Origin of the sequence: Methylibium sp. T29 (assembly GCF_000576205.1) — a bacterium.
GTDB lineage: Bacteria > Pseudomonadota > Gammaproteobacteria > Burkholderiales > Burkholderiaceae_C > Methylibium > Methylibium petroleiphilum.
In genome coordinates this window covers 1-2,892 of the sequence record NZ_AZND01000347.1, presented here as the reverse complement: position 1 = coordinate 2,892, position 2,892 = coordinate 1, and the positions used below count along the sequence as shown (strand labels likewise).

Below are 2,892 nucleotides of genomic sequence, written 5' to 3'. Positions count from 1 at the left end.
GGGGCAGCGCCTGCGAGCACTGCAGCGCACGCGGCCTGTGCCGGCGCGACCACTGGCGCGAGGACCGGGCATGACGTCGGCGGCGTTCGCTACCGCATCGATGGCGCGCTGGTGGCGCCGGCGGCGTTCTACCGCGTGGCCTGCGACCCGCGCCGCAGCGTCGTCGTCGAAGCCTGTGCCGGCGCCGGCAAGACGTGGATGCTGGTGTCGCGCATCCTGCGTGCGCTGCTCGATGGCGCGGCGCCGCAGGAGATCCTGGCCATCACCTTCACCCGCAAGGCTGCGGGCGAGATGCGCGAGCGCCTGCAGGGCTGGCTGCACGAGTTCGCGCTGTGCGACGACGCGCAGCGCGAGCAGGCGCTGGTCGATCGCGGCTGCACGCGGCAGGAGGCCGGCGTGCTCGTGCCCCGGTTGGCCGCGCTGTACGCGGAACTGCTGTCCGGTGGGCGTCTGGTCGAGATCCGCACCTTCCACGGCTGGTTCAGCCAATTGCTGCGCGCCGCGCCGCTGGCGCTGCTGGAGCCGCTGGGCCTGCAGTCCGAGGTCGACCTGCTCGAGGACCGCAGCGACCTGCAGCCGCACTACTGGCGGCGTTTCCTGTCGGCCGTATCGGCCGATGCCGCCCTGCGCGAGGACTTCGCGGCACTCGTGCACGATCGCGGGCGCCACGTGGCGCAGCAGTGGCTCGAGGCTGCGCTCGACCAGCGCGTCGAGATCGAACGGGCCGATGCCGCCGGCGTGCTGGAAACCAGCGTGCCAGCGGCCGCAGCGCTGTGGCCGCAGTTCGACGGACTGGCCCATCCCGCCGACTGGCTGGCGCAGCCGGACATCCGGAGCGCGCTGTCGACTCTGGCGGTGGCGCTGGGGGCGGCCGGGGGCAAGAAGTCGCGAGATGCGGGCAGCGCACTCGAGCAGGCGCTGGCCGGCATCGAAGCCGATCCGTCGGCGGCCTTCGACGCCGCCTGGCAGGCCTTGTTCACCAAGACCGGCGAACTGCGCAAGCAGATCGACGCACCGGGCCTGAACGAGGCGGCCGACGTGCTGCGGCGCATTGCCGAGGCCATGGACCAGCAGGCGGCGCACCGTGCGCATGCGCGCATGGTCCGGCTGTCTCGCGTATTGCTCGCCAGCTACCGCCAGCTCAAGCGCGACCGCGGCCTCGCCGACATGGCCGACCTCGAGGCCTGCGCCGAGCACCTGCTGGCCGATGCCGAACTGTCGGGCTGGGTCCAGGAGCGGCTGGATGCGCGCGTGCGTCACCTGCTGATCGACGAGTTCCAGGACACCAGCCCGCTGCAGTGGCGCACGCTCGACGCCTGGCTCAGCGGCTACGCCGGGGCCGGCGGCGGCAGCAGCGGACAGCGGCCCCTGTCGGTCTTCATCGTCGGCGATCCGAAGCAGAGCATCTACCGCTTCCGTCGGGCCGACCCGCGCGTCTTCGCGCACGCGCGCGACTTCGTCGTCACCGCGCTGGACGGTGCCCACCTGGCGTGCGACCACACGCGCCGCAACGCGCCCCGGGTGCTGGCCGTACTGAATGCGGTGTTCGCGCACGCGCAGGCCGGTGGCCGGTTCGACGACTTCCGCCCGCACACCACCGACGTGAGCGAGCCGCCCGGTGCGGTGTGGTTGCTGCCGGCGGTGCCCCGGCCGGAGAAGGGCGGTCCGGTGGTTGCCGCCGGCGGTTGGCGCGACAGCCTCACCACACCGCGCACCGAGCCTGAAGAGGTGCTGCGGCGGATCGAGGCGGAGCAGGTTGCGGTCGGCATCACCGCCCTGCTGGCCGAAGGGGGGCTGGCCCCGGGCGACATCCAGGTGCTGTGTCGCAAGCGGGCCCCGTTGGCACTGGTGGCCCAGGCGCTGCGTGAACGTGGCGTTCCCCACGCCACGCCCGAGCAGCGCGAGCTGATGGCGGCGCCCGAAGTGCGCGACCTGGTCGCGCTGCTCGATGCGCTGGCGTCACCGTCGCACGACCTGTCGTTCGCGCAGGCCCTGAAGAGTCCGGTGTTCGGCGCGAGCGATGACGACCTGGTGGCGCTCGCACGGGCGGCGCGGGCTGAGCGGCTTGCCTGGAGCGAGGTGCTGCTGCGTGGCGCAGGCGCGAGCAGGGCGGCCCTCGATCGGGCCCGCGCGCTGTGGCCCGGCTGGCTGGCGGCCGCCGCGGCACTGCCGCCGCACGATCTGCTCGATCGCATCGTCGACGAGGGCGAGGTGCGCGAGCGCTATGCCGCTGTGGTGCCGCCTGCGGGGCGCTTGCTGGCGCTTGCGGCCATCGATGCGCTGCTGGCGCAGTCGCTGCTGCTCGACGGTGCGCGCCATGCCACGCCCTACAACTTCGTGCGTGCGCTCCGGCGCCGGCGCGTGCTGCTGCCGCCGCAGAGCGCGGCCGACGCGGTGCAGTTGCTGACCATCCATGGCGCCAAGGGCCTGGAGGCGCGCGCGGTGTTCGTGATCGACACCATGCCGGAGGCGCCGAAGGCGGAGACCGCGACCCTGCTGATCGACTGGCCGGCCGATGCGGCGCACCCCCATTGCTGCGCCTTCGTCGCCAGTGAGTCGCGTTGCCCGCCGTCGCTGCGCGCCCTGATGGCGGCCGAGCAGGAAGGGCGGGCGCGCGAGGAGCTCAATGCGCTCTACGTGGCGATGACCCGGGCCCGAGAGCGGCTCGTCTTCAGCGCGACAACCCCGCACCGCGCGGCGCCAGGGCCGAGCGCGTGGCAGCGACTCGCTGAAGCGGGGGCGGATGCCGTCCCACCGTCAGCCGATGCCGGTGGCACGGCAGGGTCCGCCAGGTCGGCCGAGAGCCCGGTGGTGCTGCTTGCGCTGCCGCGCGTCCGTCTCGCCGCCGAGCCCTCCGACCCGGTGGCGGCCGACGCCGACACCGAAGCTGCG

1 protein-coding gene is annotated in these 2,892 nt (G+C 73.6%); it reads left to right on the top strand.

The genetic code is table 11. The features are described 5' to 3' along the window. On the top strand, positions 1-2,892 hold a 2,892-nt coding region (locus tag x551_RS20610; RefSeq protein WP_152543616.1), incomplete at both ends, for a UvrD-helicase domain-containing protein.